Source organism: Microbacterium sp. T2.11-28 (assembly GCF_950097975.1).
Classification (GTDB): domain Bacteria; phylum Actinomycetota; class Actinomycetes; order Actinomycetales; family Microbacteriaceae; genus Microbacterium.
The window spans coordinates 19,259-43,005 of record NZ_CATNHF010000030.1 but is presented as its reverse complement, the minus strand read 5'-3'; the positions used below and the strand labels follow the sequence as shown (position 1 = coordinate 43,005).

At 71.1% G+C, this 23,747-nt stretch carries 24 protein-coding genes and 1 tRNA gene; 21 read left to right on the top strand and 4 right to left on the bottom strand.

The features are described from left to right. The first annotated feature begins 1 nt into the window (after window position 1). The 12 genes from QQZ13_RS14030 (at window position 2) to rplA (ending at window position 10,501) form a co-directional block, all read left to right on the top strand. Window positions 2-1,384 (top strand): NAD(P)/FAD-dependent oxidoreductase, encoded by a 1,383-nt coding sequence (locus QQZ13_RS14030; protein ID WP_284529999.1) that lies wholly within the window; start codon window positions 2-4, stop codon window positions 1,382-1,384. Beyond that, the gene (locus QQZ13_RS14025) at window positions 1,381-1,533 is read left to right on the top strand and encodes a hypothetical protein (RefSeq protein ID WP_284529998.1); all 153 of its coding nucleotides are present in this window, start codon (window positions 1,381-1,383) and stop codon (window positions 1,531-1,533) included. The genes QQZ13_RS14030 and QQZ13_RS14025 overlap by 4 nt, the downstream gene beginning before the upstream one ends. Then, entirely contained in the window at window positions 1,530-2,417 is an 888-nt protein-coding gene (locus tag QQZ13_RS14020) for a universal stress protein (RefSeq protein ID WP_284529997.1), read from the top strand. The genes QQZ13_RS14025 and QQZ13_RS14020 overlap by 4 nt, the downstream gene beginning before the upstream one ends. Then, window positions 2,414-3,970, top strand: a complete 1,557-nt coding sequence (locus QQZ13_RS14015; RefSeq protein ID WP_284529996.1) for an APC family permease — start codon at window positions 2,414-2,416, stop codon at window positions 3,968-3,970. Before QQZ13_RS14020 ends, QQZ13_RS14015 begins: the two co-directional genes overlap by 4 nt. Next, the gene (locus QQZ13_RS14010; protein WP_284529995.1) at window positions 3,967-5,439 is read left to right on the top strand and encodes an NAD-dependent succinate-semialdehyde dehydrogenase; all 1,473 of its coding nucleotides are present in this window, start codon (window positions 3,967-3,969) and stop codon (window positions 5,437-5,439) included. Before QQZ13_RS14015 ends, QQZ13_RS14010 begins: the two co-directional genes overlap by 4 nt. 18 nt (window positions 5,440-5,457) lie before the next feature. Further along, on the top strand, window positions 5,458-6,822 hold the full coding sequence (locus QQZ13_RS14005; protein WP_284529994.1) for an NAD-dependent succinate-semialdehyde dehydrogenase: 1,365 nt from the start codon (window positions 5,458-5,460) through the stop codon (window positions 6,820-6,822). A gap of 157 nt (window positions 6,823-6,979) precedes the next feature. Further along, window positions 6,980-7,417, top strand: a complete 438-nt coding sequence (locus QQZ13_RS14000; protein WP_284529992.1) for a pyridoxamine 5'-phosphate oxidase family protein — start codon at window positions 6,980-6,982, stop codon at window positions 7,415-7,417. Window positions 7,418-7,605: 188 nt separating this feature from the next. Beyond that, window positions 7,606-7,678, top strand: a tRNA-Trp gene (locus QQZ13_RS13995). Window positions 7,679-7,748: 70 nt separating this feature from the next. After that, window positions 7,749-8,012 carry a preprotein translocase subunit SecE gene (secE, locus tag QQZ13_RS13990; RefSeq protein WP_284529991.1) on the top strand — a complete coding sequence of 88 codons (264 nt, stop codon included), beginning with the start codon at window positions 7,749-7,751 and terminating at the stop codon, window positions 8,010-8,012. 68 nt (window positions 8,013-8,080) lie between these two features. Continuing rightward, window positions 8,081-9,130 (top strand): transcription termination/antitermination protein NusG, encoded by a 1,050-nt coding sequence (gene nusG / locus QQZ13_RS13985; RefSeq protein WP_284529990.1) that lies wholly within the window; start codon window positions 8,081-8,083, stop codon window positions 9,128-9,130. Window positions 9,131-9,366: 236 nt separating this feature from the next. Then, complete coding sequence (gene rplK / locus QQZ13_RS13980; protein ID WP_284529989.1) at window positions 9,367-9,798, top strand: 50S ribosomal protein L11; 432 nt, start codon at window positions 9,367-9,369, stop codon at window positions 9,796-9,798. A 13-nt stretch (window positions 9,799-9,811) separates the two neighbouring features. Beyond that, window positions 9,812-10,501 (top strand): 50S ribosomal protein L1, encoded by a 690-nt coding sequence (rplA, locus tag QQZ13_RS13975; protein WP_284529988.1) that lies wholly within the window; start codon window positions 9,812-9,814, stop codon window positions 10,499-10,501. A 100-nt stretch (window positions 10,502-10,601) separates the two neighbouring features. On the opposite strand, the gene QQZ13_RS13970 is transcribed toward rplA, so the two are convergent. Continuing rightward, the gene (locus tag QQZ13_RS13970; RefSeq protein WP_284529987.1) at window positions 10,602-10,880 is read right to left on the bottom strand and encodes an acylphosphatase; all 279 of its coding nucleotides are present in this window, start codon (window positions 10,878-10,880) and stop codon (window positions 10,602-10,604) included. A 58-nt stretch (window positions 10,881-10,938) separates the two neighbouring features. On the opposite strand from QQZ13_RS13970, the gene QQZ13_RS13965 reads away from it, so the two are divergent. After that, complete coding sequence (locus tag QQZ13_RS13965) at window positions 10,939-11,295, top strand: iron chaperone (protein WP_342395271.1); 357 nt, start codon at window positions 10,939-10,941, stop codon at window positions 11,293-11,295. 35 nt (window positions 11,296-11,330) lie between these two features. On the opposite strand, the gene QQZ13_RS13960 is transcribed toward QQZ13_RS13965, so the two are convergent. After that, a complete protein-coding gene (locus QQZ13_RS13960; protein ID WP_284529986.1) occupies window positions 11,331-12,017 on the bottom strand; it encodes a LysE/ArgO family amino acid transporter in 687 nt (228 codons plus the stop codon). A gap of 27 nt (window positions 12,018-12,044) precedes the next feature. Here QQZ13_RS13960 and QQZ13_RS13955 point away from each other — a divergent pair, with 27 nt between their 5' ends. Further along, window positions 12,045-12,926: a LysR family transcriptional regulator ArgP gene (locus QQZ13_RS13955; RefSeq protein ID WP_284529985.1), complete on the top strand. Its 882-nt coding sequence runs from the start codon at window positions 12,045-12,047 to the stop codon at window positions 12,924-12,926. A gap of 153 nt (window positions 12,927-13,079) precedes the next feature. Here the strand turns inward: QQZ13_RS13955 and QQZ13_RS13950 are convergent, their stop codons facing one another. Further along, a complete protein-coding gene (locus QQZ13_RS13950; RefSeq protein WP_284529984.1) occupies window positions 13,080-14,111 on the bottom strand; it encodes an NADP-dependent oxidoreductase in 1,032 nt (343 codons plus the stop codon). A gap of 150 nt (window positions 14,112-14,261) precedes the next feature. Then, complete coding sequence (locus QQZ13_RS13945; protein ID WP_284529983.1) at window positions 14,262-15,449, bottom strand: ROK family transcriptional regulator; 1,188 nt, start codon at window positions 15,447-15,449, stop codon at window positions 14,262-14,264. Window positions 15,450-15,564: 115 nt separating this feature from the next. On the opposite strand from QQZ13_RS13945, the gene QQZ13_RS13940 reads away from it, so the two are divergent. From QQZ13_RS13940 to QQZ13_RS13910, 7 genes are all read left to right on the top strand, one after another. Further along, window positions 15,565-16,674 (top strand): Gfo/Idh/MocA family protein, encoded by a 1,110-nt coding sequence (locus QQZ13_RS13940; protein WP_284529981.1) that lies wholly within the window; start codon window positions 15,565-15,567, stop codon window positions 16,672-16,674. After that, window positions 16,671-18,269 (top strand): sugar ABC transporter ATP-binding protein, encoded by a 1,599-nt coding sequence (locus QQZ13_RS13935; RefSeq protein ID WP_284529980.1) that lies wholly within the window; start codon window positions 16,671-16,673, stop codon window positions 18,267-18,269. The genes QQZ13_RS13940 and QQZ13_RS13935 overlap by 4 nt, the downstream gene beginning before the upstream one ends. Next, window positions 18,266-19,345 (top strand): ABC transporter permease, encoded by a 1,080-nt coding sequence (locus tag QQZ13_RS13930; RefSeq protein ID WP_284529979.1) that lies wholly within the window; start codon window positions 18,266-18,268, stop codon window positions 19,343-19,345. The genes QQZ13_RS13935 and QQZ13_RS13930 overlap by 4 nt, the downstream gene beginning before the upstream one ends. Next, window positions 19,342-20,436, top strand: a complete 1,095-nt coding sequence (locus QQZ13_RS13925; RefSeq protein WP_284529978.1) for an ABC transporter permease — start codon at window positions 19,342-19,344, stop codon at window positions 20,434-20,436. The genes QQZ13_RS13930 and QQZ13_RS13925 overlap by 4 nt, the downstream gene beginning before the upstream one ends. Window positions 20,437-20,438: 2 nt before the next feature. Further along, window positions 20,439-21,653, top strand: a complete 1,215-nt coding sequence (locus QQZ13_RS13920) for a substrate-binding domain-containing protein (protein ID WP_284529977.1) — start codon at window positions 20,439-20,441, stop codon at window positions 21,651-21,653. 205 nt (window positions 21,654-21,858) lie between these two features. After that, window positions 21,859-22,725 carry a sugar phosphate isomerase/epimerase gene (locus QQZ13_RS13915; RefSeq protein ID WP_284529976.1) on the top strand — a complete coding sequence of 289 codons (867 nt, stop codon included), beginning with the start codon at window positions 21,859-21,861 and terminating at the stop codon, window positions 22,723-22,725. Beyond that, complete coding sequence (locus tag QQZ13_RS13910) at window positions 22,718-23,731, top strand: sugar phosphate isomerase/epimerase (RefSeq protein WP_284529975.1); 1,014 nt, start codon at window positions 22,718-22,720, stop codon at window positions 23,729-23,731. The genes QQZ13_RS13915 and QQZ13_RS13910 overlap by 8 nt, the downstream gene beginning before the upstream one ends. The last annotated feature ends 16 nt before the right edge of the window (window positions 23,732-23,747 follow it).

Here is a 23,747-nt window from a genome sequence, read left to right as displayed (position 1 = left end):
GATGAGCGAGATCACCCGAGACGTCGTGATCGTGGGGGCCGGCGCCGCCGGCCTGACCGCGGCGAACCAGCTGAAGAAGGCGGGGCTGTCCGTGGCGGTCCTCGAGGCGCGCGACCGCGTCGGAGGGCGGCTGTGGACCGACGAGATCGACGGCGCGATGCTGGAGATCGGCGGCCAGTGGGTGTCGCCGGATCAGGACGCCCTGATCGAGACGGTCGCCGAGCTCGGCCTCGAGACGTACTCGCGCTACCGCGAGGGCGACAGCGTCTATGTCGGTCCGGACGGCCGGGCGCGACGGTTCACGGGCGAGATGTTCCCCGTGTCGCCCGAGACCGAGCGGGCGATCGCGGAGATCACCGAGCGTCTCGACGCGATGGTCGCCGAGATCGACCCCGATCGCCCGTGGGCGCACGAGAAGGCGGCGGAGTGGGACCGGGTCTCGTGGGACGCGTGGCTGCGCGCCCAGACCGACGACGACGAGGCCGTGCGCAACCTCGCCTTCGCGACCGGGTCGGCGATGCTGACCAAGCCGACCCACACGTTCTCGCTGCTCCAGTCGCTGCTCATGGCGGCGTCGGCAGGCTCCTACTCCCACCTCGTCGACGCGGACTTCATCCTCGACAAGCGCGTCGTCGGCGGTCTGCAGCAGGTTCCGCTGCTGCTGGCCGAGCGACTCGGGGCCGACGTGTTCCTGGGGCAGCCGGTGCGCTCCATCGCCTGGTCCGAGCCGTCCGCGGGCTCGGGGTCGCAGTCTCCGGTCACGGTGACCGCCGACGGCATGACCGTCCACGCCCGGCAGGTGATCCTCGCCCTCGCGCCCGTGCTCTACCCGCGCATCTCGTTCGACCCGCCGCTGCCGCGCCGTCAGCACCAGATGCACCAGCACATCTCGATGGGGTTCGTCATCAAGGTGCACGCCGTCTACGACCGCCCGTTCTGGCGCGAGCAGGGCTTGTCGGGCACCGCGTTCAGCCCCTACGAGCTGTCGCACGAGGCCTACGACAACACGAACCACGGTGACGAGCGCGGGACGCTGGTCGGCTTCGTGTCGGACCAGAACGCCGACGACCTCTTCACGCTCAGCGCCGAGGAGCGCAAGGAGCGCATCCTGGAGTCGCTCTCGCACTACTACGGACCCGAGGCGAAGAACCCGATCGTGTACTACGAGAGCGACTGGGGCTCGGAGGAGTGGACCCGGGGTGCGTACGCGGCGAGCTTCGACATGGGCGGGCTGCACCGCTACGGAGCGGACCTGCGCACGCCCGTGGGCCCGATCCGCTTCGCGTGCAGCGACCTCGCCGGCGCCGGGTACCAGCACGTGGACGGCGCCATCCGCATGGGGCGCCTCGCCGCCGACCAGATCATCGAGGAGCTGCGGGCATGAGCCGTTTCGTCTCGCTGCGCTCGCTCAACGACCGAGGGCTGCGCTCGCTCAACGACCGAGGGCTGCGCTCGCTCGACGACCGAGGGCTGCGCTCGCTCGACGACCGAGGGCTGCGCTCGCGCACCGACCGAGGAGGAGACCTCACATGACCGGCCACATCGTCGTGGGCTACACCGCCACCAAGACGGGGCGGGACGCCGTCGCGTTCGCCGCCCGACTCGCCTACGCCGTCGACGCCGTGCTCGACGTCGTGGTGATCCTGCCCGGCGAAGGACGCAGCGTCATCACGCCGCCCGACGCCTCCTACGACCGCCTCCTGCGCGAGCAGGCCCAGCGGTGGATCGCCGAGGCCATCGACCGGATCCCCGCCGACGTCGTCGCGCACGCCCACGTCCGCTCGGCGGAGTCCTTCGCCGAGGGCCTCATCGAGGTCGCCCACGAGCTCGCCGCCGCGTACATCGTCGTCGGCGCCGCCGACGGCGCCAGCCGCGGACGCCACCGCCTGGGCACCACGACGACCGAGCTCCTGCACTCCTCCGACGTGCCCGTGGTCCTCGTGCCCCGCGGCGCCCGCAAGATCGCGCCCGAGACCGGGATCACCCGGCTGACGGTGGCCGTGGGCACCCGCCCCGGTGCCGACGCCCTCATGGACGACGCGCAGTCGCTCGTGGCCGCCACCGGCGTGCCGGTCCGGCTGCTGTCGCTGCTCACGGTCGACCTCCCGCCCACCGCCGACACCGGGGCGATCCGCCTGGCGGGGTCCACCCAGGTCGACGAGGTGCTCGCGGCGGCGAAGACGCGCCTGCCGGAGGGCCTGCAGGCCGAGGTCGTCGTCGCCGAGGGGGAGAGCATCGAGGATGCCGTCGCCCACCTGGACTGGCAGCCGGGCGAGGTCCTCCTCGCCGGATCCAGCCGCCTCGCCCAGCCGCGGCGCCTGTTCCTGGGCTCCACGGCCGCCAAGATGCTCCACGAAGTCCCCGTGCCGGTCATCGTCGTCCCGCGCACCCGCCACAAGGAAGAGGCCGGATCATGAGCCAGAACGCCCCCTCGGTCACGGGCAGCGCGCCCGACGGCGGCATCTCCAAGAAGGGCCTGAGCGCGGGGACCATCGGCCTGCTCGGCGCCGTCGTCATCGGCATCTCCTGCATCGCCCCGGCCTACACCTTCACGGCCGCCGTCGGTCCGACCGCATCGGTCGTCGGCGCCCAGATCCCGGCGATCATCCTGGTTGGCTTCATCCCGATGCTGCTGGTGGCATTCGGTTACCGCGAGCTCAACAACCGGATGCCGGACGCCGGCACGTCCTTCACCTGGGCCGCGCGCGCGTTCGGGCCGTGGGTGGGCTGGATGGCGGGCTGGGGACTGATCGTCGCGACGATCCTGGTGCTCTCCAACCTCGCCGGCGTGGCGGTGGAGTTCCTGTTCCTGCTCATCTCGCAGGTGACCGGGAACCCCGGCATCGCCGACCTCGCGTTCGAGCTGTGGATCAACATCGGCGTGTGCCTGCTGTTCATGCTGGGTGCGACATACATCTCGTACCGCGACATGCAGACCACCCAGAAGCTCCAGTACGTGCTGGTGACCTTCCAGGTGCTGGTGCTCGTCGTCTTCGCCGTCGCCGCCATCGCGCAGGCGGTGGGCGGGGGCGGCTTCGACTACACGCCGTTCTCGCTCGAGTGGTTCAACCCGTTCGCGGTGTCGTCCTTCAGCGCGTTCGCGGCCGGCCTGTCGCTGTCGATCTTCATCTTCTGGGGATGGGACGTCACCCTCACGATGAACGAGGAGACCAAGGATCCCGAGAAGACCCCGGGCCGGGCGGCGACCGTCACCGTCCTCACCATCGTCTCGCTGTACCTGCTGCTCGCCGTCGCGATGATCATGTTCGCCGGTGTCGGCACGGGAGAGCTGGGCCTCGGCAACGAGGACATCCAGTCCAACGTGTTCTTCTTCCTGTCAGACCCCGTGCTCGGCCCGCTCGCCTTCCTCGTCTCGCTCGCCGTGCTGACGAGCTCGGCGTCGTCGCTGCAGTCGACCTTCGTCGGCCCGGCCCGCACGCTCCTGTCGATGGGTCACTACGGGGCCCTGCCGCCGGCGTTCGCCCGGGTCAGCCCGCGGTTCTTCACGCCGGGCTACGCGACGATCGTGTCGGCCGTCGTGGCATCCGTCTTCTACGCGGTGATGCGCGTGGTGAGCGAGGACACGCTGTGGGACACGATCCTCACCCTCGGCATGATGATCTGCTTCTACTACGGGATCACCGCGTTCGCCTGCGTCTGGTACTTCCGCAAGCAGTGGTTCGACTCGGTGCGGAACGTGTTCTTCACGTTCCTGTTCCCGCTCGTGGGCGGCCTCATCCTCGCCGTGCTCTTCTTCACGACGCTGATCGACTCGATGGACCCGGCATACGGTTCGGGGTCGAACATCGGCGGGATCGGGATCGTGTTCATCCTCGGCATGCTGATCATCGTCATCGGCGTGATCGTGATGGTCTGGCAGTCCGTGAGGCGTCCCGCGTTCTTCCGCGGCGAGACCCTGTCGATCGATGCCCCGCCGAGCGCGCGGGCGATGAGGAAGGCGGCACGATGACCCGCGACACGGAGCAGGCACTGCTCGCAGAGGTGCCCACCGGCCTGTTCATCGGCGGCGAATGGGTCGACACCGGGGCGACCTTCCCGGTGAAGGATCCCGCCACCGGCGACACCCTGCTCGAGATCGCCGACGCGTCCCCGGAGGACGCCGTGCGCGCGCTCGACGCCGCGGTCGCCGCGCAGGAGGCGTGGGCGGCCACGCCGCCCCGCACCCGCAGCGACATCCTGCGCCGCGCGTTCGACCTCGTGCAGGTGCACAAGGAGGATCTCGCGCTGCTGATGACCCTCGAGATGGGCAAGCCCCTCGCGGAGGCGCGCGGCGAGGTCGTGTACGGCGGGGAGTTCCTGCGGTGGTTCAGCGAGGAGGCGGTGCGCATCGCCGGCCGGTACGGCCTGAACCCCGAGGGCACGGGTCGCATGGTCGTCTCGCAGCGCCCGGTGGGACCGTCGTTCTTCATCACGCCGTGGAACTTCCCCTTCGCGATGGCGACGCGGAAGATCGCGCCGGCGCTCGCCGCCGGCTGCACCGTCGTGATCAAGCCGCCGGAGCTCACGCCGCTGACGACGCTCTACTTCGTGAAGCTCCTCGTCGAGGCGGGGCTTCCCGACGGCGTCGTCAACGTCTTCACCACGACGCGATCGAGCTCCACCTCGGCTCCCGTGATCTCCGACCCGCGGCTGCGGAAGCTGTCGTTCACCGGGTCGACCGAGGTCGGGCGCAAGCTCATCGCGCAGGCCGCCGAGGGCGTGCTGCGGGTGTCGATGGAGCTCGGCGGCAATGCGCCGTTCGTCGTGTTCGACGACGCCGACCTCGACAAGGCGGTCGACGGCGCGATGGCGGCGAAGTTCCGCAACATCGGCCAGGCCTGCACCGCCGCCAACCGGTTCATCGTCCACGAGGCGGTCGCCGACGAGTTCGCCCGGCGTGTCACCGAGCGCGTGTCGGCGATGAGCATCGGGCGCGGCACCGAGAACGGCGTGCAGATCGGCCCCCTCATCGACGACAAGGCCGTGGCCAAGGCCGAGGAGCTCGTCGCCGACGCCGTCTCGCGCGGCGCGACCGTCCTGGCCGGCGGCCGCAAGCCCGCGGACGAGGCGCTCAGCGCCGGCACGTTCTACGAGCCGACGGTGGTCGCCGGGGTAGCGCCGGGAAGCGCCATCCTCCGCGAGGAGATCTTCGGACCCGTGCTGGCCATCGCCACGTTCACCGACGAGGACGAGGCCGTGCGCCTGGCCAACGACACCGAGTACGGTCTCGTCTCCTACGTCTTCACGCAGGACCTCGCCCGCGGGCACCGGATGATCGATCGCCTCGAGACCGGCATGATGGGGCTGAACGTGGGCGTCGTCTCCAACGCCGCGGCGCCCTTCGGCGGCGTCAAGCAGTCGGGCGTCGGCCGCGAGGGCGGCCTCGAGGGCATCCACGAATACCTGTCCACCAAGTACACGCTGATCCCCGTCGACTGACGGGAGTGAGGGAGCACCATGAGTGACTATGCGGTCGTGAACCCGGCCACCGGCGAGACCCTGGCGACCTACCCGACGGCCACCGACGCCGAGGTCGACGCGGCGATCGCCGCCGCGGACGCCGCCTACCGCAGCTGGGGGCGCACCTCGTCTCCGGCCGAGCGTGCGGAGCTCCTGCGCACCGTGGCGCGCCTGCACCGCGAGCGTCGCGACGAGCTGGCTGCGATCATCGTGCGCGAGATGGGCAAGCCGCTGGCCGCCGCCGAGGGTGAGGTCGACTTCGCCGCCGACATCACCGAGTACTACGCCGACCACATCGACAAGATCACCGCGGACGTGCCGCTGGACATCGACGGCGACGGCACCGCGGTGATCCGCAAGGCGCCGCTCGGGGTGCTGCTGGGGATCATGCCGTGGAACTTCCCCTACTACCAGGTGGCCCGCTTCGCGGCGCCCAACCTGGCGCTCGGCAACACCATCCTGCTCAAGCACGCCCCGCAGTGCCCGGAGTCGGCGGCGGCCATCGCGCAGATGTACGCCGACGCCGGCTTCCCGGAGGGCGCCTACGCGGACGTGCGGCTCACCAACGACCAGGCGGCCGCCGTGATCGCGGACCGCCGCGTGCAGGGCGTCTCGGTGACCGGGTCGGAGCGTGCGGGCGCCGCCGTGGCCGAGATCGCCGGTCGCCACCTCAAGAAGGTGGCACTGGAGCTGGGCGGCTCGGACCCGTTCATCCTGCTGTCCACCGACGACCTCGACGCGGCCGTGCAGGCCGCCGTCGACGCGCGCCTGGACAACACCGGCCAGTCCTGCAACGCGGCCAAGCGCTTCATCGTCGGCGACGACCTCTACGACGCGTTCCTCGAGAAGTTCACCGCGGCGATGGCGGCGGCGAGCGTGGGCGACCCGTTCGCCGAGGACACCGTGCTCGGGCCCCTGTCGTCGCTGGCGGCCGCCGAGCGGCTCGCCGCGCAGGTCGATGCCGCCGTGGCGGCGGGCGCCACCCTCGTGACCGGCGGAACGCGCGACGGCGCCTTCTACCCGGGCACCGTCCTCACCGGGGTGACCCCGGAGATGGACGCCTACCGCGAGGAGTTCTTCGGCCCCGTGGGCGTCGTCTACCGGGTCTCGGGCGAGGAGGAGGCGATCGAGGTCGCCAACGCGACGCCGTTCGGCCTCGGCTCGTACGTCTTCACGACCGACGCGGAGCAGGCCGAGCGGATCGCCGACAAGATCGAGGCCGGGATGGTCTACGTCAACGTCGTGCTGGCCGATGAGCCCGCACTGCCGTTCGGCGGCGTCAAGCGCAGCGGGACGGGCCGCGAGATGGGCCTGCTCGCCGCCGACGAGTTCGTCAACAAGAAGCTCATCCGCGTCGCCTGAGCCGACTCTCGTCGAGCCCACCCCCTATCGCCGAGCCCACCCCGTCCAGAGCGTCTGGACGGGGTGGGCTCGGCGCGTGGGGGCGGGCTCGCGGACGGTGCGGATTCTCCCGGCCCGAAAGGGTGCGCGCCTCGGCGATGAGGAGGAACATGGTGCCGTGGACGACAAGAGTGCGGTGATCACGTACCTGACCGACGAGGAGTGCTTCACGCGGCTCGCCGGCCATGAGCTCGGACGTCTCGTGACCCATGCGGGCGACGTGCTCGACATCTTCCCGGTGAACTACACCCTCGACGGCCGCTCGGTCGTCTTCCGCACCGCTGAGGGCAGCAAGCTCACCGAGCTGACGGTCAACGACGAGGTGCTCTTCGAGGTCGACGACCACACCGCCGCCGACGCGTGGAGCGTCATCGTCCGCGGCCACGCGCAGCGGCTGGAGACCTCCGACGAGGTGCGCGCCGCCGACGAGCTGCCCCTGAAGCCGTGGATCCCCACGCTCAAGTACAACTACGTGCGGATCGTGCCCACGACGGTGTCGGGACGCCGGTTCCTGCGCGGCGAGGAGCCCGACCGCTACGGCATCCAGCAGTACTGAGACCGCCGCCCGGTTCGCGGCCGGCTGCGGATGCCGTACACTTGACGACGCAGTTGTCTGCATTCTTTCGCCATGCCCGCGGGACGGAATCCGCCCCGATGTGGTTACGGTGGAAGGGTGGGGCACCGGGTCCGTCAGGCTCCGGATGCACCAGAGGGAACGCCCGGTCCAGACCGGACGGGACGTCTAGGGCGGTAGCTCAATTGGCAGAGCAGCGGTCTCCAAAACCGCAGGTTGCAGGTTCGATTCCTGTCCGCCCTGCGCGTCAGCGCTCGCGCTGACACACGCGCCAGCACCGAGCTGGCACGACGCAATTCATACAGGTGGGTACATGGTCCAGGATGAGGCGAACGGCGAGATCGTCGCGGTCGGCGGCGCATCCCGCGAGAAGAAGCTCAACTTCTTCCAGCGCATCGCCCTCTTCATCCGTCAGGTCTTCGCCGAGCTCCGCAAGGTCGTCACACCGACGCGGCAGGAGCTCGGGAAGTTCACGGCGGTCGTGCTGGGCTTCGTCGTGGTCATGATGGCGCTCGTCTACGGCCTCGACCTGCTGTTCACCTGGGTCGTGCAGGTCGTCTTCGGCGTGCCGAGCTGAGCGGGATCCCGCTCGCCCCCACGCGCCGCGGATGACGGCCACCGACCATCCAATGGAAGAGAACGCAATTGTCTGAGAAGTACGCCGACGACGCCGACTGGGCGACCGCCGCAGAGCAGTCCAGCGAGGACGACGAGGCCCAGGAGGGCAACTACCTCGCCGACCAGGAGCGCTCCGTCGAGGCCGCCGAGCACGTCGCCGTCCACGTGGTGGACGACGAGGACGTGCTGGTCGAGGACGCCGACGCCGACCTCGACGACATCGACATCGACGACCCGGAGGCAGACGCCATCGTGAACGACGCACTCGAGATCGACCACGCCGACGAGGCGGAGGCCGCCGCCGAGGTCCTCACCGACTCCCTCGCCGAGGAGCAGGCCGAGGCCGCCGCCCAGGCTGCCGAAGAGGTCGCACCGTACGACGGTCCCGAGCTCGGCGACGACGACGACGAGACCGCCGACGTGGGCGCCGAGGACGAGTCCGAGTCCGACGAGGACCAGGACCCCTACGAGGCCTACCGCGCCGAGCTGCGCAGCCTCCCGGGCAAGTGGTACGTCATCCACTCCTACGCCGGATTCGAGCGCAAGGTGAAGGCCAACATCGAGCAGCGCAAGTCGACGCTCGAGGTCGAAGAGGACATCTACCAGATCGAGGTCCCGATGGAGGACGTCGTCGAGATCAAGAACGGTCAGCGCAAGATGGTCACGCGCGTCCGGATCCCCGGCTACGTGCTCGTGCGCATGGAGCTCAACGAGGACACCTGGTCCGTCGTGCGTCACACGCCCGGCGTCACCGGCTTCGTCGGCAACGCCCACAACCCCACCCCGCTGCGCTTCGAAGAGGCCTTCAACATGCTGAAGTCCCTCGTCGAGGTCAAGGACGTCGCACCCGCCAAGGGCTCCGGCGCCAAGGGCCAGGCCACGCAGGCCCGCTCGATCCCGGCCGAGGTCGACTTCGAGGTCGGCGAGACCATCACGATCAAGGAGGGCTCGTTCGCGGGTCTTCCCGGCACGATCAGCGAGATCAAGCCGGAGAGCGGCAAGCTCACCGTCCTCGTCTCGCTCTTCGAGCGCGAGACCCCGGTCGAGCTGTCGTTCGACCAGGTCACCAAGCTCTGAGGCGGCGTTTCGACTCGCTGCGCTCGCTCGACGACCGGGTGGCGTGCCCCGGGCGTTGAGCGAGGGAGCGTAGCGACCGAGACGAAACGGCGTGCCCTGGCAGGCAGCGCCATCCGGTAGACTTGAGCGGTTGCGCGCGTGTCGCGCACCGAACCCACCACCGTCAGGAATCGCCTGATACGTGGAAGCGCGCCTGCTGAGCACCCGCTCGCCGGCGCTCGACAGAAGGAAAGAGAATGGCACCGAAGAAGAAGGTGACCGGCCTGATCAAGCTCCAGATCAACGCCGGTGCCGCCAACCCGGCGCCGCCGATCGGCCCCGCGCTCGGTCAGCATGGCGTCAACATCATGGAGTTCTGCAAGGCGTACAACGCGGCGACCGAGTCGCAGCGCGGCAACGTCATCCCCGTGGAGATCACCGTCTACGAGGACCGCAGCTTCACGTTCATCCTGAAGACCCCGCCGGCGGCGGAGCTCATCAAGAAGGCGGCCGGCGTGGCCAAGGGCTCGCCGACCCCGCACACGACCAAGGTCGCGAAGCTCACCAAGGATCAGGTTCGCCAGATCGCCGAGACGAAGCAGCCCGACCTGAACGCGAACGACCTCGAGGCCGCCTCGAAGATCATCGCCGGCACCGCCCGCTCCATGGGCATCACGGTTGAGGACTGAGGGGAAGACGCACATGGCTAAGTCCAAGGTTTACGAAGCAGCCGCGGCCAAGATCGACCGCGACTCGTTCTACACGTCCACCGAGGCAGTGAAGCTCGCCAAGGAGACGGGTTCGAAGAAGTTCGACTCCACTGTCGAGGTCGCCCTCAAGCTCGCGGTCGACCCGCGCAAGGCCGACCAGATGGTCCGCGGCACGGTCATCCTGCCGCACGGCACGGGCAAGACCGCCCGCGTCATCGTGTTCGCCACCGGTGCCGCGGCCGAGGCCGCTATCGCCGCGGGTGCGGACGAGGTCGGCGGCGCCGAGCTCATCGAGAAGGTCGCGGCCGGCTGGACCGCGTTCGACTCGGCCGTCTCCACGCCCGAGCTCATGGGCCAGGTCGGACGCCTCGGCAAGGTGCTCGGTCCCCGCGGCCTCATGCCGAACCCGAAGACCGGCACCGTGACCCCCAACCCGGCCAAGGCCGTGGAGGAGATCAAGGGCGGCAAGATCGAGTTCCGCGTCGACAAGCACGCCAACGTGCACTTCGTCGTCGGCAAGGCCTCGTTCACGGCCGAGCAGCTGGACGAGAACTTCAAGGCCGCTCTCGAGGAGATCGTGCGCCTGAAGCCGTCGAGCTCGAAGGGCCGCTACATCCAGAAGGGCGCCGTGTCGACCACGTTCGGCCCCGGCATCCCGCTGGACGTCAACTCGCTCGCCTGACCCTTCGACAGGCTCAGGGGCAACCCGTGCGCACAGGGGCTCCACCTTCGGGTGGGGCCCCTGTGGCGTTCACCGGAGCGATCGCCCCGTCGATCGCCGGTCAGCCGTCGGCGCGCACCTCGAAGGACGACTCGGACGTCGTCGCGTCGAGCTCGGTGACCCGGGCGCTCGTCACGGATGATCCCGGCGGGCCCTCCGCCATCCACGCGAGCACCTCGTCGACCTGGCTGCCGGAGCCTTCGACCTCGGCTTCGACCGTGCCGTCGCGGCGGTTGCGCACCCAGCCGGTCACGCCCGCCTCGCGCGCGACCATCCGCATCGTGTAGCGGTAGCCGACGCCCTGGACCGAGCCGTCGACGATCACATGGACCCGTCTCATGGACTCATCCTGGCACCTGCCCCCGTCGGCGCGCGGGCCCGCGTGGGAGGATGCCGGCATGGCGACGCTGCACACGATCGACGACTACCTGGCGGGACTCGAGGCTCCGGATGCCGCGGTGATCGGCCACGTCTACGACGTCGCCCGGGAGGTCGTCCCGGACGCCGCGCAGGGGAAGGGCTACGGCATGCCCGCGCTCACCTACCGCGGCAAGCCCCTGCTGTCGGTGATGCGGGCGAAGTCCCACATCGGCGTGTATCCGTTCAGTCCCGCGGCCATCGTCGCGGTGGCCCCGCTGCTGTCGGGCGTCGACCACGCGAAGGGCACCATCCGGTTCGATCCCGCCGACCCGCTGCCGGACGACACCGTCCGGGCCCTGGTCCTCGCGCGTCGGGAGCAGATCGACGGCGTCTGAGCGCGACGGCCGGCGCTCGTGCCGGCTGCTCTCCGTCAGGGCCAGACGAGGCTGACCGCGATCACGATCATGACGACGGCGATGATCCCGTCGAGGATGCGCCAGGCGCGCGGGGTCGCCAGCCAGCGGCCCAGGTAGCGGGCGCCGAGGGCGAGTCCGAAGAACCACAGCAGGCTCGCCAGGCTCGCCCCGGCGGCGAACCACCAGCGGGTCTCGCCGTGCGTGCTGGCGACCGATCCGAGGAGGAACACCGTGTCGAGGTACACGTGGGGGTTGAGCCAGGTGAGGGCGAGGCACGTCAGCAGCACCGGTGCGAGGCGGGTGGCGGTCGCGGTGCCGCCGCGGGGAGTGGAGGGCGCGGGCGCTGCCGCACCGTCGACCCGCAGCGCCTGCCCGGTGGGGCGGAGCGCGCGCCGCGCGGCGAGCAGTCCGTAGACGAGGAGGAAGGCGAACCCGGCCCACCGGACGACGTCGACCAGCCAGGGCACGGTGTGGAGGATCAGGCCGAGCCCCGAGACACCCACCACGATGAGGACGGCATCGGAGACGGCGCACACCGCCGCGACGGCGAGAGCATGCTCGCGCCGGATGCCCTGGCGCAGCACGAAGAGGTTCTGCGCGCCGATCGCCACGATGAGCGACAGTCCGAGGCCGATGCCGGCGAGGAAGGAGGGGATCACGTCGACGACGCTACGACGGTGCACATCTGAAATCCAGTTCATGATCCTTGCGGTGCGTAAGCTGAGCTAATGCAGCTGTCCGCCGAGCTCGCCCGCACCCTCGCGACCGTCATCGACGAGGGGAGCCTCGACGCGGCCGCCCGGCGCCTCCACATCACGCCGTCGGCGGTCAGCCAGCGCATCCGGTCCCTGGAGGAGCAGACCGGCCGGGTGCTCCTGGTGCGCGCCAAGCCCGTCCGCCCGACCGAGGCGGCGCACGCGGTGGTCCGGTACGCGCGCCAGCTCGCGCTCCTCGAGCACGACGCACTCGCGGAACTCGGTGCCGAGCGGGCGCAGGTCACGATCCCGCTGGCGGTCAACGCGGACTCCCTGGCGACGTGGTTCCTCGCGCCGCTCGCGCGCCTGTCCGCGTCGCGTGCCGTCGTCTTCGACCTCCACCGCGACGATCAGGACTTCACGGCGGCGCTGCTGGAGGCCGGCACGGTGATGGGGGCGGTGACCTCGCGCTCCCAGCCGGTCGCGGGATGCCGCGTGGTCGCCCTCGGCACGATGCGCTACGAGGCGGTCGCCACCCCCGAGTTCGTCGCGCGGCGACTGCCCGAGGGCCCGACGGCGGAGGCCCTGGCGGTCGCGCCGCGCGTGGACTTCGACCGTCGCGACGACCTGCAGCGGCAGTGGCTCGAAGCGCGGGGCGTCGCGGGCGACACCGGGCCGCGCCACTATGTGCCGGCCTCGCACGACTTCGCCGTCGCCGTGGCGATGGGGTTCGGGTGGGGCCTGCTGCCGGGCTTCCAGTCCGCGGCGGCGCTCGCGTCCGGGGAGCTCGTCCGCCTCGGCGCGCCTCCGGTGGACGTGCCGCTGCACTGGCAGCAGTGGAACCTGCGGTCGGCCCTGCTCGATGCCGTCGCCGACGAGGTCGTGGCCGAGGGGCGGCGCGTGCTCACCGGCTGACGCGGGGGCGAAAGCAGGCTGGATCGCGGGCGAGGGTCGGCTGCAGGGCCCGACGCGGCGGTCGGCCCTGCGTCTGCCACCGTTCCGGCCACGGATGCCGCGGACGGGATTCCGGCCACGGATGCCGCGGACGGGACCGGGCGGAGGCCCGCGTCAGGCGTCGCCCACCCGCAGCACGATCTTGCCGCGCGAGTGACCCCGCTCGAGCTCGGCGTGGGCCTCGGCGGCCTCCGTCAGGTCGAACACGCGGTCGACGTAGACCTGCACGGCGCCCGAGTCCAGGAGGCGGGCCAGCGTGGACAGCACCCCGCCGTCGGGGACGACCTTGTACGACGTCGCCCGCACGCCGGCCGCGTCGGCGGCCTCGGCGTACCCGGGCCACGCGCCCGTGGGCACCATGATGTACAGGCCGCCGCGCCGCAGCACCGACAGCGACCGCGAGCCGGTGTCGTCGTGGGCGTTGCCGACGAGGTCGATGACGACGTCCACTTCGCCGACGACGTCCTCGAAGCGGGTCGTCGCGTAGTCGATCACCACGGCGGCTCCGAGCTCGCGCAGCCACGGCAGGTTGCGGTCCGAGCCGGTGGCGGTCACGTGGGCGCCGAAGTAGGCGGCAAGCTGCACGGCGAAGTGACCGACACCGCCGGATCCCGCGTGGATGAGGACGCGCTGGCCTTCGTGCGCGTGGGCGGTCTCGACGACGAGCCCCCACGCGGTGAGTGCGGCGAGGGGGACCCCGGCCGCCTCCACGTGGGACAGGGCGGCGGGCTTCCGCGCCACCGACAGCGACGGCACGACGACGTACTCGGCGTAGCTGCCGCCGGAACGGGGGAAGGGGACCATCCCGAACACCTCGGTGCCGGGCGGGAGCGGGTGCGCCTCGTGCGGCGAGGACACCACGACGCCGCTGAAGTCGAATCCGAGCGTGCTCGGGTGGCGGTCGATCGCGCCGAAGACGCCGCGGCCCCCGCGGGTCTTGGCGTCGATGGGGTTGGTGCCGGCGGCGACCACGCGCACCAGCAGCTCGCTCATCACCGGAGCGGGGACGGGGAGGGTGGCCTCGTGGAGCGCCTCCGGTCCGCCGGGGGCGTCGAACACGACCGCGCGCATCGTCTCGGGCGGCGCAGCCACCTCGGCGGTGCCCGACGCCGGATGCGGGGCGCTACGCAGGGGACGGAACTTCATGGGACGCTCCTTCCGCGCGCATGTCTTCATCGGCAGCACTCGTTGCTGGTGCAGTCAGTCAACCGCGCGATTGTCTCAGGCGTGTTACGCCGGTGCTACCGGCTGCCGCAGGATCGCCGGGACCGGTCCGCTGGCGGCTCGGCGAGGGGGTCAGCGCGCCGCGAGAGCCTCGACGTGGGCGGGGGAGAGGACGTGCTGGGTGACCATGATGGCGGCGCCGCGGACGCCCGCCGTCTCGCCGGCCTGGGACTGGACGATGCCGAGATGCTGGGTCGCCAGCGGGATCGACCGGCGGTAGACGACCTCGCGCACGCCTGCCAGGAGGTGCTCGCCGGCGCGGGCGATACTCCCTCCGATCACGATGATCGACGGATTCAGCAGGTTGACCACGGTGGAGAGCACCTCGCCGACCTCCCGCCCTGCCTGGCGCGTGGCGGCGATCGCCTCGGCGTTGCCGGCGCGGACGAGACGCACCACATCCGCGCTGTCCCGCGCCTCCACGCCGCGCGCGCGCAGGACGGCGGCGATCGCCGGTCCGCTCGCGATGGCCTCCAGGTCGCGCTCGTCGCCGGCGGTGCGGGGCGAGTCGTGGCTGTAGGGCACCTGGACGTGGCCGATGTCGCCGGCCGAGCCCTGTGCGCCGCGCTGGAGCACGCCGCCGGAGATGATGCCGGCGCCGATGCCGGTGGCGACCTTCACGAAGATGAGGTCGTCGACGCCCGACCAGCTGAGCGACTGCTCGCCGAGCGCGAGGATGTTCACGTCGTTGTCGACCAGCACCGGCACCTCGAACGTCCGCCGGACGTAGGCGGGCACGTCGAAGCGATCCCACCCCGGCATGATCGGGGGGTTGGTCGGCATCCCCGTCGAGTGCTCGACGGGGCCGGGGACGCCGATGCCGACCCCGACGAGGAGTCCGTCTCCGATGCCCTGCGCGGACAGCAGCGCGGCGCCCTCACGGGTCACCGCGTCGAGCACGGCTTCGGGGCCGGAGCTGATGTCGAGTGCGTGCGTCCGGGAGGCGAGCATCCGCCCGGAGAGGTCGGCGACGGCGATGGTGGCGTGGGTGGCGCCGAGATCGGCGGCGAGCACCGCGCCCGCGGCGGGGTTGAAGGCGACCCGCGCCGGCGGGCGGCCGCCGGTGGATGCCGCTTCTCCCGCGGGGCGGAGCAGTCCTGCGGCGAGCAGGGTGTCGATGCGACTCGACACCGTGGAGCGGGCGAGGCCCGTGAGCGTCGCGAGCTCTGCTTTCGTGCGCGCGCGGCCGTCTCGCAGGATCTGGAAGAGTTCTCCTGCACCGGGAACGGGCGCACCGGCGGCGCGGACGGCGTCGACCATGGCGACAGTAAAGCACAGGGACCTCTGTCGGCACAGGCACGACTTTCGATATCGACCGGATAACTTTTGACGAAGCACTAGCAAAAGTTGCCTGCGCCGTGTCAGACTCCTCGACATGACTACGGAAGTCACCGACATCGGCGTCGGGACGATACGCACGGGGCTGCTGGGCGGCGGGTTCATGGCCCGCGTGCACACCGCGGCCGCCCGCGCTGCCGGCGCCGACCTCGTCGGAGTGGCGACCTCGACCGCCGCGGGGGGCGCCGCCGCGGCGCGCGATCTCGGCTACCGCCGCGCGGGATCGGATGCCGCCGCGCTGCTGGCAGACGGCGACATCGACGTCGTCCACGTCTGCACCCCCAACACGACGCACGCGGGTCTCGCCCGCGCGGCGCTGCTCGCAGGGGTTCACGTGGTGTGCGAGAAGCCGCTGGCGACCTCCGTGGACGACGCTCGCGCGCTCGTCGTGCTCGCGCAGGAGCGCGGCCTCGTGGGCGCCGTGCCCTTCGTCTACCGCTATCACCCGATGATCCGCGAAGCCCGCGCCCGGGTCGCGCAGGGAGAGATCGGCGCAGTCCTCACCGTCGACGCCGCGTACCTCCAGGACTGGATGCTGCTGCCCTCGGACGACGACTGGCGGGCGGACGGCGACGCCGGGGGACCGTCGCGCGCGTTCGCCGACATCGGCTCCCACCTGTTCGACCTCATCGAGTTCGTGTCGGGCCAGCGGGTCACCCGCGTCTCGGCGCGCACCCGCCGCGTGTACGACCGTCGCGGCGACGACCGGGTCGTCCGCAACGAGGACATCGCCGCCGTCATGTTCGACCTCGCCTCGGGCGCGGTGGGCACGGCCCTCATCAGCCAGATGGCCGCCGGACGGAAGAATGCGCTCACCCTCGAGCTCCACGGCGCGCGGCGCAGCGTGCGCTTCGAGCAGGAGCGCCCCGAGGAGCTGTGGATCGGCGACCGCATCTCGTCGCAGCTGCTCCTGCGTGATCCCGCGACCGCCAGCGCCGATGCCGCGCGGATCCAGCGCGTGCCCGCCGGTCACCCCATGGGCTACCAGGACGCCTTCGACGCCTTCGTCATCGACGCGTATGCGGCCATCCGCGGCGGCGCCCCCGAGGGGCTCCCCACCTTCGCCGACGGCCTGCGCGCCGCCGTGCTCACCGATGCGGTCCTGGCATCCGCCGCCGCCGACAGCTGGATCGAGGTGCCCGCGTGACCGACACCGCTCTCACCGACGCGCCGCGAGGCGGAGGCGCCGATGACGGCGTCGTGCTCCGCGCGCGCGGCGTCGGCAAGTCCTTCTTCGGCGTGGAGGTGCTCTCGGGCATCGACCTCGACGTGCGCCGGGGCGAGGTGCACGGCCTCGTCGGCGAGAACGGCGCCGGCAAGTCCACGTTCATGAAGATCCTCGCCGGCGTGCACCCGGCCGACCGCGGCACCGTCGAGTTCGAGGGCGCCGACGTCGCCTACAGCCACCCGCGTCAGGCGATGGACGCCGGCCTGGTGACGGTGTTCCAGGAGTTCACGCTGCTTCCCGAGCGCACCGTCGCGCAGAACGTGTTCCTCGGCCGCGAGCCGCGGCGGGCGGGTTTCGTCGACCGCGGCGGGATGATCGCGCGCACGCGGGCGCTGCTCGACGACCTCGGCGTCGGGTTCATCGACCCGAATGCGCGCGTGGGGTCGCTCACGGTCGCGGAGCAGCAGATCGTCGAGATCGTCAAGGCGCTCTCGTTCGACGCCCGCCTGATCTCGATGGACGAGCCGACGGCCGCCCTCAGCGACCACGAGGTCGAGCTCCTCTACGCCATCGTGCGCCGCCTCACCGCACGCGGGGTGGCGGTGGTCTACGTCTCGCACCGGCTGAAGGAGATCTTCGATCTCTGCGACCGGATCACGATCCTCAAGGACGGCGCGCTGGTCTCCACCGACGCCACGTCCGATCTCACCCCCGACGAGCTCGTGCGCCGCATGGTCGGCCGCCCCATCCAGTCCTACTTCCCCGCGCCGGTGGAGGGCACCGTCCGAGGTGACGCGCTGCTGGAACTCGACGGGTGCGGCAACGAGTTCGTCGACGGGGTGGACCTCTCCCTCCACGCGGGCGAGATCGTGGGCGTGGCGGGGCTGCAGGGCTCCGGGCGCACCGAGCTCGTCGAGGGCGTCTTCGGCATCCACCCGTTCTCGCGGGGGACCGTGCGGGTGGCGGGAGCGCCGGTGCGCTTCCGCCACGGCCGCGACGCCGTGCGGGCGGGACTGGCGCTGGTGACCGAGGACCGCAAGGCCCAGGGCCTGGCGCTCGGGCAGTCGGTCATCGACAACGCGCTCCTGGTCGTCCGGAGCGTCTTCGCCGGCCGGACCCGGGCTGCGCGCCGCGAGATCCCCGGCATCCTCAGCGCGCTCGAGATCAGCTCGCGGGGCGTGGAGCAGGAGGTGCGCTTCCTCTCCGGCGGCAACCAGCAGAAGGTCGTGCTCGCCAAGTGGCTCGTCACCGATCCGCGGATCGTGCTGTTCGATGAGCCGACGCGCGGCATCGACGTGGGGGCCAAGGTCGCCGTCTACCAGCTCATGCGGCAGCTCGCCGCCGAGGGCAAGGCGGTGCTGATGGTCTCGAGTGAGCTGCCGGAGGTCATCGGGATGAGCGACCGCATCGTGGTGATGCGGGACGGGGAGCTCGCCGCAGAGCTTCCCGCCGGCTCCGCCGAGCACGAGGTGCTCGCGGCGGCGACGGGCACGCGGGAGAGCGCCGGCGCCGTCGTCGCCGACCCGCGCGTGAGCAGCGACCCGAGCGCGAGCACGGGGGAGGAGCAGCGATGAAGCGCCTGCGCATCGACTCGACCGTCATCGTCCTCGGCATCCTGCTGCTGACGATCGCCGTGGGCGCCGTGCTGGTCGCCACCGTGGGACGGAGCTTCTTCAGCCCCGGCAACATCCGCGACATCCTCACGGGCATGAGCGTGCTGGGGCTCGTCGCGATCGGGCAGACCCTCGTGGTGCTCGGCGCATCGCTCGACCTGTCGGTGACGTACGTCATGAGCCTGTCGAGCCTGCTCGCCGCGACCACGATGGCGGGCAACCCCGCCAACATCCCGTGGGCGGTCGCCTTCACGCTCCTCGTCTGCGCGGGGATCGGGCTCGCGAACGGGCTCATCGTCACGGTGCTGAAGGTCAACGGCTTCATCGCGACCCTGGGCGTCGGGCTCATCCTCCAGGGCGTGCTCAACACCAACTTCCAGGGCAGCGCCGGATCGGTGCCGTGGGACTTCCAGCTCATCGGCGCCGTCGGGCTCGGCCCGGTCCCGCTGTCGACGCTGATCATGCTCGCGCTCGCCGTCGCGGTGTGGTTCCTTTTGGACCGCACCCGCACGGGCGCGCATCTGTTCGCGGTCGGCGGCGACCCCGAGGTCGCCCGCCTCTCCGGTGTGCGCACCCGGCCGCCCCTCATCGCCGCGCACGTCATGTGCTCGCTGTTCGCCGGGCTCGCGGGCCTCCTGCTCGCCAGCCGGCTGGGCGTCGGCAGTCCCACGGTCGGTCAGCAGGGCGGATACGCGCTGCTGTCGATCGCGGCGGTCGTCCTGGGCGGCACGCTCCTCCTCGGCGGCCGGGGCTCCGTGTGGGGCACCATCGGCGGCGTCGCGATCTTCGCCGTGCTGGACAACGTGATGAGCGTGATGCAGGTGAACCCCTTCCTGAAGGACGTCGTCCGCGGCGTCGTGATCGTCGCCGCGGTCGCCGTGTACAGCCGCCGCGCCGTCGTGCGCCGCCGCTCGCGATTCGGGCCGGGAGGCACCCGCACCGGCGGGGATGCGGCGGCCATCGCCGCCGCGCCCGCCATGGCGGCCGCCTCGGCCGCGCTCGATCCGGCCGCCGACGCCGAAGGGGGAAGCCGATGAACGCCCTCCGCACCCTCGTCAGCCCGCGCGGCGCCGTGTTCCTGCTGCTGGTCGTGCTCCTCGTCACGGTCGCGATCCTGAACCCGTCGTTCGCCGAGCCGGGTCAGTTCATGCGCTACATCCAGCGGGTGGCCCCGGTGGCCATCATCGCGATCGGGCAGTACTTCGTGATCATCGCCGGCGAGTTCGACCTCTCGCAGGGGTCGCTCATCACCGCGCAGGTCATCATCGCCGGGAACCTCGTCGGCCAGGACGACTCCCGCACGGTGCCGGTGCTGCTGCTCATGCTGGTGTTCGGCGTGCTGATCGGGCTGGTCAACGGGCTCCTGACGACGCTGCTCCAGGTGCCGTCGTTTATCGTCACGCTCGGCATGATGCTCGCGCTGCTCGGCGGGGTCATGTGGTGGACCGGCGGCGCCGCGACCGGCAACCCCGCCGACAGCTTCCGCCAGATCGGCCGCGGCGGTCTCCGCGATCTCCCGGTCATCGACTTCCTGCCGTGGTCCGTCCTGATCCTCGCGGGCTGGCTCGCGCTCGGCATCTGGCTCACCACGCGCCCCTATGGCAAGGTGCTGATCGCTCTCGGCGACAACGCCCGGGCGGCGCGCTACGCGGGTGCCCGCTCCTGGTGGGTCACGACGCGCGCGTTCGTGATCTCGTCGGTGTCGGCCACGGTGTCGGGCGTCCTGCTGGTCGGCTATGCCGGCGTCCACCCGTCGGTCGGCCGCGGGTACGAGTTCATCGCGATCACGGCGGTCGTCCTCGGCGGCGTCGTCCTCGGCGGAGGGCGCGGCTGGATCGTCGCCGCCGTGGCGGGCGCGTTCGTGCTCGAGGCGCTGTTCCTCGTCCTCAACATCTCCGGCGTCCCGTCGTCGCTGCGCGACGCGGTCCAGGGCGTCATCATCATCGCCGCCGTGGCCTACTCCGGCGTCGTCTTCCGGGCTCGCCGCCGGGGCGCGCCCCCCTCCGCTTCCCCCGATCCGGGGAAGGAGCCCGACGTGCCCGCGCACGCGACGGCTCGCACGTCCGCACCATCTGCCCTCGCCTCCGAGGGTGTCCCAGAAACCAGAGCTGAAACCAGAGGAGACTAGCAATGCGACGATCGACGACGATCGCCACCGCTGCCGTGGCGATGATCGGGGTGTTCGCCTTGGCCGGGTGCACCACCGATCCGAATGTGGCCCCACCGGCCGCGACCGACCCCGCGCCCAGCGAGTCGGCGTCTGCCAACGAATGGTTCGACCAGGAGGTCTTCGACACGCAGGACGCCCAGCGCGGCGTCGCTCCGGAGGGGCCCGCCGACGAGCCCTACCTGCAGTACATCAACGCCGAGATGGTCGACACGTCGGAGTACGCGAGCGAAGGCGCCAAGAAGGCGTGCTTCGCCAACGCCTCGATCTCCAACCCGTGGCGCCAGACCGGCTGGATCACCATGAACCAGCAGTTGAAGGTGCTCCAGGACGAAGGCGTGATCAGCGAGATGGAGACCCGCGACGCGCAGGACTCCGACGACACCCAGATCGCCGACATCGACTACTTCATCGCCGAGGGCGGCTGCGACGTCTTCCTCATCTCGCCCAACAGCACGGCGGCGATGACTCCGGCGGTCGAGCGGGCGTGCGAGACCGGAAAGCCGGTCATCGTGTTCGACCGCGGCGTGCAGACCGACTGCCCCGTGACCTTCATCCACCCGATCGGCGGCTTCGCCTGGGGCATCGACACGGCCGAGTTCCTCATCGAGAACCTGGAGCCGGGCGACAAGGTCGTGGGTCTGCGGATCCTTCCGGGCGTCGACGTGCTCGAGCAGCGCTGGGCCGCCGCCGAGAAGCTGTTCACCGAGGCGGGCATCGACGCGGTGGACTACTTCACGGGCGCCGATCCCGCCGAGATCAAGAGCATCATCAGCGACGAGCTCGCCAAGGGCGACGTGAAGGGCATCTGGATGGACGCCGGCGACGGCGCCGTCGCGGCGATCGAGGCCTTCGAGGACGCCGGCGTCGACTACCCGGTGATGACCGGCGAGGACGAGATGAGCTTCCTGCGTAAGTGGAAGGAGACGGGCCTGACCGGGCTCGCCCCCGTCTACTCGAACTTCCAGTGGCGGACCCCGCTGTTGGCGGCGCAGAAGATCTTCGCCGGCGAGGAGATCCCCAAGGAGTGGGTGCTCCCGCAGAGCCCCATCACGGTCGATGAGCTCGACCAGTACCTGGCGGCCAACGAGGGCATGCCCGACGGCCACTACGCGAAGTTCGGCGGCGAGAACCTGCCGGGCTTCCCCGAGGTCTGGCAGCAGCGGCAGATCCCGTAACGGGCACGTCGCGGCGTTTCGTCTCGCTGCGCTCGCTCAACGGCCGCGGGCCGACATCCCGCCGGTCGTTGAGCGAGCCGCGGGCGAGACGAAGCGGTCTTTCCCGGTCGTTGAGCGAGCCGCGGCGAGACGGAGCGGCCTTTCCCGGTCGTTGAGCGAGCCGCAGGCGAGACGAAACGCGACATCCCTTCGAGGTGAGGAAGACATGACCCGCAGGATCGGCGTCAACACATGGGTGTGGGCATCGCCGCTCACCGACGACACCCTGCCGGCGCTGGCCCGCAGGGCCGCCGCGCTCGGCTTCGAGGCGATCGAGCTCCCGCTGGAGACCCCGGGCGACTGGGATGCGGCGGGGGCGCGCGACCTCCTCCACGAGCTCGACCTGGAGCCCGTCGTCGTGGGCGCGATGGGGCCGGGCCGCTCGCTCGTCGCCCGCGCGGGCGACGTGGCGGCGACGACCGAGTACCTGCGGACGTGCCTGCACGCCGCCTCGACGATCGGGGCGACTCGCGTGGCGGGTCCCTTCTACGCGCCCACCGGGGTCACGTGGCGGATGGATGCCGCCGAGCGCGCGGCGGTCGAGGCGGAGCTGCGGGACAATCTCCGGCCGCTGGCGGACCAGGCGGCGGACCTCGGGATCCGGCTCGCGGTCGAACCGCTCAACCGCTACGAGACGAGCCTGCTCAACACCGTCGACCAGGCGGTGGCCGCGCTCGGCCCGCTCCTCGGCGACGGACTCGGCCTCGCGCTGGACACCTACCACCTGAACATCGAGGAGAAGCGGCCGCAGGACGCCATCCGCCGCGCCGGTGCCGCGATCGCGCACGTCCAGGTGTGCGGCAGCGACCGCGGGACGGTCGGCGAGGACCACACGGACTGGCCCGGGATCCTCGGCGCGCTCGACGACGCCGGCTACGACGGGGTGCTGGGCCTGGAGAGCTTCACCGGGGAGAACGCCACGATCGCGGTGGCCGCGTCGGTGTGGCGTCCGCTCGCCGTGTCGCAGGACGCCCTCGCGGCCGACTCGCTCGCGTATCTTCGAGCACATGACGCGAAGGAGCATCATGGCTGAGCATCCGGTCACCCTGTTCACCGGGCAGTGGGCCGACCTCCCGTTCGAGGAGGTCGCACGGCTCGCCGCCGAATGGGGGTACGACGGCCTGGAGATCGCGGCGTCCGGCGATCATCTCGACCTCCGCCGAGCGGATGAGGACGACGCCTACGCGCGGTCGCGCCTCGAGATCCTCGACCGGCACGGACTGCGCGTGTTCGCGATCTCGAACCACCTCGCCGGCCAGGCGGTCTGCGATGCGCCGATCGACTTCCGTCACCAGGCGATCCTCCGCGAGTACGTATGGGGCGACGGCGACGCCGAGGGGGTCCGGCGACGCGCAGCCGAGGACATGAAGCGGGCGGCGCGGGTGGCCCGAAAGCTCGGCGTCGACACGGTCGTGGGCTTCACGGGGTCGTCGATCTGGCCGTACGTGGCGATGTTCCCGCCGGTTCCGTCCGCGGTGATCGAGGCGGGCTACGAGGACTTCGCGGCGCGGTGGAACCCCATCCTCGACGTGTTCGACGCCGAGGGGGTGCGATTCGCGCACGAGGTGCACCCGGGCGAGATCGCGTACGACTACTGGACCTCACGGGCGGCGCTCGAGGCGATCGGGCATCGCGAGGCCTTCGGGTTCAACTGGGACCCGTCGCACATGATGTGGCAGGGGATCGACCCCGTCGCGTTCATCGTCGACTTCGCCGACCGCATCTACCACGTGGACTGCAAGGACACCCGGCTGCGTCCCACGACCGGCCGGGCGGGGATCCTCGGCTCCCACCTCCCCTGGGGCGATCCGCGGCGCGGGTGGGACTTCGTCTCCACCGGGCACGGCGACGTGCCCTGGGAGGACGCGTTCCGCGCGCTCGACGCGATCGGCTACGCCGGCCCCATCTCGATCGAGTGGGAGGACGCCGGCATGGACCGCCTGCACGGCGCCGCCGAGGCCGTCGGCTTCGTCCGGTCGCTCCTGTGGCGCGCCCCGGCGGCCTCCTTCGACGCGGCGTTCAGCCACCAGGAGAGCTGAGCGCGGTCCGGCAGCG

Coding starts and splice junctions, on each gene's coding strand:
- QQZ13_RS14025 (WP_284529998.1), top strand. CDS start 1,381: ATGAGCCGTTTCGTCTCGCTGCGCTCGCTCAACGACCGAGGGCTGCGC.
- QQZ13_RS13960 (WP_284529986.1), bottom strand. CDS start 12,017: ATGAACTGGATTTCAGATGTGCACCGTCGTAGCGTCGTCGACGTGATC.
- QQZ13_RS14030 (WP_284529999.1), top strand. CDS start 2: ATGAGCGAGATCACCCGAGACGTCGTGATCGTGGGGGCCGGCGCCGCC.
- QQZ13_RS14005 (WP_284529994.1), top strand. CDS start 5,458: ATGAGTGACTATGCGGTCGTGAACCCGGCCACCGGCGAGACCCTGGCG.
- QQZ13_RS13945 (WP_284529983.1), bottom strand. CDS start 15,449: ATGGTCGACGCCGTCCGCGCCGCCGGTGCGCCCGTTCCCGGTGCAGGA.
- rplK (WP_284529989.1), top strand. CDS start 9,367: ATGGCACCGAAGAAGAAGGTGACCGGCCTGATCAAGCTCCAGATCAAC.
- QQZ13_RS13940 (WP_284529981.1), top strand. CDS start 15,565: ATGACTACGGAAGTCACCGACATCGGCGTCGGGACGATACGCACGGGG.
- QQZ13_RS13910 (WP_284529975.1), top strand. CDS start 22,718: ATGGCTGAGCATCCGGTCACCCTGTTCACCGGGCAGTGGGCCGACCTC.
- QQZ13_RS14020 (WP_284529997.1), top strand. CDS start 1,530: ATGACCGGCCACATCGTCGTGGGCTACACCGCCACCAAGACGGGGCGG.
- rplA (WP_284529988.1), top strand. CDS start 9,812: ATGGCTAAGTCCAAGGTTTACGAAGCAGCCGCGGCCAAGATCGACCGC.
- QQZ13_RS13950 (WP_284529984.1), bottom strand. CDS start 14,111: ATGAAGTTCCGTCCCCTGCGTAGCGCCCCGCATCCGGCGTCGGGCACC.
- secE (WP_284529991.1), top strand. CDS start 7,749: ATGGTCCAGGATGAGGCGAACGGCGAGATCGTCGCGGTCGGCGGCGCA.
- QQZ13_RS13925 (WP_284529978.1), top strand. CDS start 19,342: ATGAACGCCCTCCGCACCCTCGTCAGCCCGCGCGGCGCCGTGTTCCTG.
- QQZ13_RS14010 (WP_284529995.1), top strand. CDS start 3,967: ATGACCCGCGACACGGAGCAGGCACTGCTCGCAGAGGTGCCCACCGGC.
- QQZ13_RS13955 (WP_284529985.1), top strand. CDS start 12,045: ATGCAGCTGTCCGCCGAGCTCGCCCGCACCCTCGCGACCGTCATCGAC.
- QQZ13_RS14015 (WP_284529996.1), top strand. CDS start 2,414: ATGAGCCAGAACGCCCCCTCGGTCACGGGCAGCGCGCCCGACGGCGGC.
- QQZ13_RS13920 (WP_284529977.1), top strand. CDS start 20,439: ATGCGACGATCGACGACGATCGCCACCGCTGCCGTGGCGATGATCGGG.
- QQZ13_RS13970 (WP_284529987.1), bottom strand. CDS start 10,880: ATGAGACGGGTCCATGTGATCGTCGACGGCTCGGTCCAGGGCGTCGGC.
- QQZ13_RS13930 (WP_284529979.1), top strand. CDS start 18,266: ATGAAGCGCCTGCGCATCGACTCGACCGTCATCGTCCTCGGCATCCTG.
- QQZ13_RS13965 (WP_342395271.1), top strand. CDS start 10,939: ATGGCGACGCTGCACACGATCGACGACTACCTGGCGGGACTCGAGGCT.
- QQZ13_RS13915 (WP_284529976.1), top strand. CDS start 21,859: ATGACCCGCAGGATCGGCGTCAACACATGGGTGTGGGCATCGCCGCTC.